Source organism: Gemmiger sp. (genome assembly GCF_057431175.1).
The window spans coordinates 1-5,211 of record NZ_DBMDDV010000048.1 but is presented as its reverse complement, the minus strand read 5'-3'; the positions used below and the strand labels follow the sequence as shown (position 1 = coordinate 5,211).

Below are 5,211 nucleotides of genomic sequence, written 5' to 3'. Positions count from 1 at the left end.
GGGATACGCCCAGCTCGATCATGCGCAAAGCGGTATCCAAAGTGCGGATGCCGCCGGCCGCCTTGATTTTTACCTCATCGCCGACGCATTTTTTCATCAGCACCACATCCTCAAAGGTTGCGCCGCCGGTGCCAAAGCCCGTGGACGTCTTTATGAAATCCGGGCGGACCTCCCGCGCGATGGAACACAGTGCGCGCTTTTCCTCCTCGGTCAGGTAGCAGTTCTCAAAAATCACTTTCGAGATCACCCCTGCACCGCGACATTCTTCTACAATGCCGGCCATCTCATGCTCAATAAAATCGTAGTTTTTCTCTTTCAGCTGCGTAATATTGATGACATAATCGATCTCATCCGCGCCATTGGCGATCGCATCTACGGTTTCGTATTTCTTGACCTTGGGCGTACTCTGCCCCAGGGGGAAACCAACCGCTGCCCCTACATGCACCGATGTTCCCGCCAGCAGGTCCTTGCACAGGGAAACCGGAGCCGGGTTGATGGCCACCATGGCAAAGCCGTACTCGCGTGCCTCTGCGCAGAGCTTTTCAAAATCTTTGCGCTGCGCATAGGCGCGCAGCTGGGTATGGTCAAAGTAAGCTGCCAATTCGGCAGGCGTAATAGGATTCATAACAAAACCTTCCTTTCTTTTCGTGTGCGGCAGCAGTCTTTACAAAAACGATGCTGTCTTGCCGGGGTCAATGAAGCCCTCGCCGTAGACCTCGCTGGTTTCCGTCACCATGACCATACAGCCGGGGTCTATGCGGTAGGCGGCCATCCGGATACGGTACACCTGCGGTCTGGCACAGACGCAGAGCAGCATCTGCCGTTCCGTACCGGTGTATGTGCCCACCGCTTTGACCATCGTTGAGCCGCGCTCACATTGGCGGGAAATTTCGTCCGCAATTTCCTGCCCCTTGGTTGTGATGATCGTCAGCATTTTGCCTGCATTGCTGCCGTACATGATTTTGTCGATGACCAGTGAGGTGACCGCCGTTGTGACAAGGCCGTACAAAACGGCATCGACAGAGCCAAACACAGGCCAACCTAACAGGATTACTACAAGGTCTATCGCGCCGGTCACAACACCGACCGACAGATGCGGGCGCAGCACTTTGATCGACATCGTCAAAAAATCGGTGCCGCCGCTGGACGAGCCCCGCATATACAAAAGCGCCAATGCGCCGCCCCATGTGATACCCGCAAACAGGGCCGCCAGCAACGGATCACCGCCGTAGCCGGGCTGGTCTGCAAAGACAACATCCTGAAAAAAGGTACACCACAGCATACTGATGACCGTTTTCCCCAGGAAGGCGCGTCCCACAAAGCGGAAGCCAAGCAAAATCAGAGGCACATTCAGCACCAGCGTTGTGATGCCGATGGGGAACCCCCACAGATAGTTGCCCAGCAAGGCAAGACCCGACAGTCCGCCGGGTGCAAAGTCTGCGCCCTTGGCAAAATAACAGATGCTCAGGGCGTACAGAACCCCTGCAACTAAGTTATACAGCTGATCCGTTACAAGGGTCTGCGTTTTTTCTTTCATTATAGAACACTGCCCCCTTTTGGAAAACGAGGAGCCTTTCTTGCGGGAAAGCGCTCCTCGTTTTGTGATTTATCCAATCAGTTTTAATTTTTGAAGTGCATGGGCGATGCCATCATTTTCCACGGTGTCTGTGACCATATCGGCACAGGCGCGCACCTGCGGCAGGGCATTGCCCATCGCCACACCGATACCGGCCAGTTGCAGCATTTCCAAATCGTTGTCGGCATCTCCAAAGGCAATGGTTTCCTCCGTGGTGATACCGATTGCCGCACACAGGGCACGGATACCGTTTTCCTTGCCGCCAGATCGGCTCATCAGATCCACCACGGCATCTCCCCAGCGCTTTGTCCGGCAATGGGGCATCCGCCGCAGCAGTTCTTCTTCCTCCTCCGCGTTCACGAAGGGGATGACCTGATAGATGCGGCGGTTTTCCAAATCGGAGATGTCACGCACAGCAGGCACGGCGGTGCCGATTTTTGCCTGCTCGACCTCCATGCGGGTGTCCACACAGTTGGCGTACATCCTGTCTTTTTCAAGAAAAATGCAGCTGCAGTTCTTTTTTTGTAAAAACTGCTTCAAGGCCGACAGGTCCCCGGCAGGAATGGGCGTTTCCCACACGATCTGCCCCTGCAGCTCGCAGAGTTGACCGTTCATATAAACAGCACCGTCAACCGTGATTCCGGGCAGCATATTTTCTTCTTCGATTTCCAGCGCATGGCGGCCGGTACACAGAAACACCTGCACACCGCTGCGCTGTAAAGCCTGCAGTGCCGGGGCTACACTGGGCGGCATCCGATGCCCGCCCACGGTAATCAGAGTGCCGTCCACATCAAAGAAGGCTGCGCGTATCCTTTTTCCGCCGCACGCCGCCAGCGCAGGCAGCTCGGCAAGGCTGTCGATATGCAGCTGCGCCGCCCGCTGGTCAAACGGGAATCTTTCGTCCCGCAGGGCAGCCACAACGCCGCCCGCCGCCGTACCTGCCTGCACACCGTAGGTGGAGTCCTCCACGATCAGACATTCCTCCGGCTTGCGCCCCAGCTTGTCCATGGTGAAACGGTAAATTTCAGGATCCGGCTTGCTGTGGGTAAATTCGTGACCGCTGACGATGCAGTCAAACAGTTCCCGAATCTCGCATTGTGTCAGGACCTGCTCAATACATTCCCGGCTGCTGCTGCTTGCAAGAGCTACCTGCAGCCCCATCTGCTTTAATTCATGCAGCAGCGGGCGAACCTCCTTGCGCAGAATGTCCGGGTAATACACCCGGCAGCCGGCGTTCATGGCGTCCATTTCCTGCCGGAACGCGGCATCGTCGGTGCGGCGGCAAAGTTTTGCCATAAAAGGCATATATTCCTGCCCGGAAATGCCCACCAACGGGTACATGCTTTCCACGGTGATCCACGGGTAGGACGGCTTCAGATATGCATACTGATGGTGCAGGTAGACCGGTTCACTGTCGATCAGCACGCCGTCCATATCAAAGATGACTGCCTTGATCGGCTTCATGGCGTTTCTCCCTTCAGATACCGTCCTCGTCCTCCTGCGGCTGGGCGGGAACCTCCAGCACAAACTTGCCGATGTTTTCGTGCCCGGTCTGCATAATGTCGGCAGCCAGTGCATCCACATCGGAGCATTCGTCACCGGTGATATTGCGCATGCACAGATCCATCAGCATACTGCTGTTCAACCCGGAGATCACACGCACCTTGGGGCGGGTCATAGAAAGCCCCGCTGCGCGGTTGTACGGCGTACCGCCGGCAATGTCTGCCAGCACCAGAACAGCCTCGCAGTCTGCATAGCTGTCGATTGCCTCAGCCAGCTGCTTTTCAAACACTTCCATATCCATGCCGTCGGCAAAATCCACGGCCTTTACTTCCGCATCACTGCCTGCCAGCATTTTTACATTGGCAGTCATACCGGCGGCAAAGCCGCCATGCCCGGTCACAACTACACCTACCATAGCAAACTATACTCCTTTAGCAAGACCGGGCGCACAGACCCGGCTTATTGGTTGACAACTTCAAATTCAAATTTCTGGGTAACGCCGTCCAGATACTCTTTACTGAGGTCGATCGGGCGGTCGTTTTGGTCCATGACCACGTTTTCGACATACAGCACGGGGGAACCGCGGTGTACGCCGAACAGGTTGGCAAACTCGGCGTTGGCGGTCTGCGCCATCAGCACACGGCGCGATTTGATGATCCTCTCGTGGTAGACGGTTTCAAAGACATCGTACAGCGAGCGCCGGGCGAAGTCGTAGGCATCAATACCGGGAAACACAGATTCCGGCACATAGTTTTCCACGAGAACAAAGGGCTTTCCGCTGACATAGCGCATACGCACAAGATGATAGCAGCGGTCCCCGCGTTCCAGCTTGAGCCGTGCAAACAGTTCCGGGGTATAGCTTACCCACTCTGCACGCAGCACCTCGGTACGGTGTTCCAGGTTCAAAACCCCCATCTCGGCGGCAAAGCTCAGCTGCTTGTTCAGGAAGCGGCCACGGGTATCGGGGCTGCGCACAAAAGTACCGCGGCCCCGCATGCGTTCCACAAAGCCTTCTTCGATCAGCATATTGTAAGCCTGCCGCGCAACGGGGCGTGAAATGCCGAACTGGGCGCACAGCTCCTCCTCTGTCGGCAATTTGGTCCCTGCCGGCAGTTTCCCGCTGGTGATAGCCTCCAGCAACGCCTTACGCAGCTGCTCGTACAGAGGGACTGCGCTGATTTTGTCAAGCTGTATTCCGTTCAGTTCGATCATAATAGGGAATCTCCTTTTTGTTATTCAATGCTGTCCCGGGAGATTTCCGCTTTACAGCCAAAGCCGCCCTGTGCCATACAGTTACGTGCCGAGACCTGCTGCCCGGCAGCCAGTGCTGCCAGAAGCGCCTGCTCCGGCATGGGCTTTGCTTTTTGCCACCCCGCAGTATACAGCGAGCAGAGGAATGCAGCAAGGAAAGAATCTCCTGCCCCCATTGTATCACTTGCCTCTACCATTTGGGTAGTCTTTTCCACAATTTTTCCCTGTACGGACAACATTTGTCCGGCTGCGCCCATCGTAGCCAGAACGTGCACCACGCCGCGGCGGTGCAGCGGCGCGCACAATTCCGCAAAAGCAGCCTTGTCCATCGGCTTGCAGGAAAGCATCGCCAGATCTATACCATGGCAAACCTCGTCATAGTAGGCATCGGTACGGTACTTTTCCTTTTCGCCGAAGTCATAGGCAAACACAGCGGGCAGCGCCTGCACAGCCGCCATCTGTTCGGGCATTTTGGCATTGCAGCTGCTGACGATCAGATCGGCGGTTTTCAGCTCGTCCAGCTCCTGCGCACCGATCTGCAGCGGGCCGGTCCAGCTTTCCCCGGTGATGACCTCGATAAAGCTGCGCTCCCCGTTGACCACATCATAGCTGCACACCTTGGTGGTACACCCTTGCAAAACGGGGCAATGGCTGATGTCCACACCGTTTTCCCGGAGTGCTTTCTCCACAATATGTGCCATCTTGTCATCGCCGAGGGAGCCGAGATACTCGGCCTGTGCCCCCAGCCGCGCAGCATGAACTGCAACGTTTACCGCATTGCCGCCGGGGAAGCACTCCTGTGTATTGTGGTAATAGTCTATTACGTTATCCCCTAATGCAATCAGTTTCATACTCAATAGCTCTCTTTTCTGTAATAGCGG

The 5,211-nt window shown here is 56.0% G+C and carries 6 protein-coding genes; all 6 read right to left on the bottom strand.

The window, feature by feature from the left end:
* Positions 1 to 625 (bottom strand): deoxyribose-phosphate aldolase (gene deoC / locus ACZO0A_RS12115; RefSeq protein ID WP_486846399.1); only part of this gene is annotated, 625 nt, incomplete at its 3' end.
* Positions 626 to 664: 39 nt separating this feature from the next.
* Positions 665 to 1,537, bottom strand: a complete 873-nt coding sequence (locus tag ACZO0A_RS12110) for a YitT family protein (RefSeq protein WP_486846397.1) — start codon at positions 1,535 to 1,537, stop codon at positions 665 to 667.
* A 69-nt stretch (positions 1,538 to 1,606) separates the two neighbouring features.
* On the bottom strand, positions 1,607 to 3,040 hold the full coding sequence (locus ACZO0A_RS12105) for an HAD family hydrolase (RefSeq protein WP_486846396.1): 1,434 nt from the start codon (positions 3,038 to 3,040) through the stop codon (positions 1,607 to 1,609).
* Positions 3,041 to 3,053: 13 nt separating this feature from the next.
* On the bottom strand, positions 3,054 to 3,494 hold the full coding sequence (locus ACZO0A_RS12100; protein ID WP_486846395.1) for a PTS sugar transporter subunit IIA: 441 nt from the start codon (positions 3,492 to 3,494) through the stop codon (positions 3,054 to 3,056).
* Positions 3,495 to 3,538: 44 nt separating this feature from the next.
* Positions 3,539 to 4,291, bottom strand: a complete 753-nt coding sequence (locus ACZO0A_RS12095) for a GntR family transcriptional regulator (RefSeq protein ID WP_486846394.1) — start codon at positions 4,289 to 4,291, stop codon at positions 3,539 to 3,541.
* Positions 4,292 to 4,311: 20 nt separating this feature from the next.
* A complete protein-coding gene (locus ACZO0A_RS12090) occupies positions 4,312 to 5,181 on the bottom strand; it encodes a PfkB family carbohydrate kinase (RefSeq protein WP_486846393.1) in 870 nt (289 codons plus the stop codon).
* Between the last annotated feature and the right edge of the window lie 30 nt (positions 5,182 to 5,211).

Excerpts from the sequence above, each read along its gene's own strand:
- ACZO0A_RS12110 (WP_486846397.1), bottom strand. The coding sequence starts at position 1,537 with ATGAAAGAAAAAACGCAGACCCTTGTAACGGATCAGCTGTATAACTTA.
- ACZO0A_RS12105 (WP_486846396.1), bottom strand. The coding sequence starts at position 3,040 with ATGAAGCCGATCAAGGCAGTCATCTTTGATATGGACGGCGTGCTGATC.
- ACZO0A_RS12100 (WP_486846395.1), bottom strand. The coding sequence starts at position 3,494 with ATGGTAGGTGTAGTTGTGACCGGGCATGGCGGCTTTGCCGCCGGTATG.
- ACZO0A_RS12095 (WP_486846394.1), bottom strand. The coding sequence starts at position 4,291 with ATGATCGAACTGAACGGAATACAGCTTGACAAAATCAGCGCAGTCCCT.
- ACZO0A_RS12090 (WP_486846393.1), bottom strand. The coding sequence starts at position 5,181 with ATGAAACTGATTGCATTAGGGGATAACGTAATAGACTATTACCACAAT.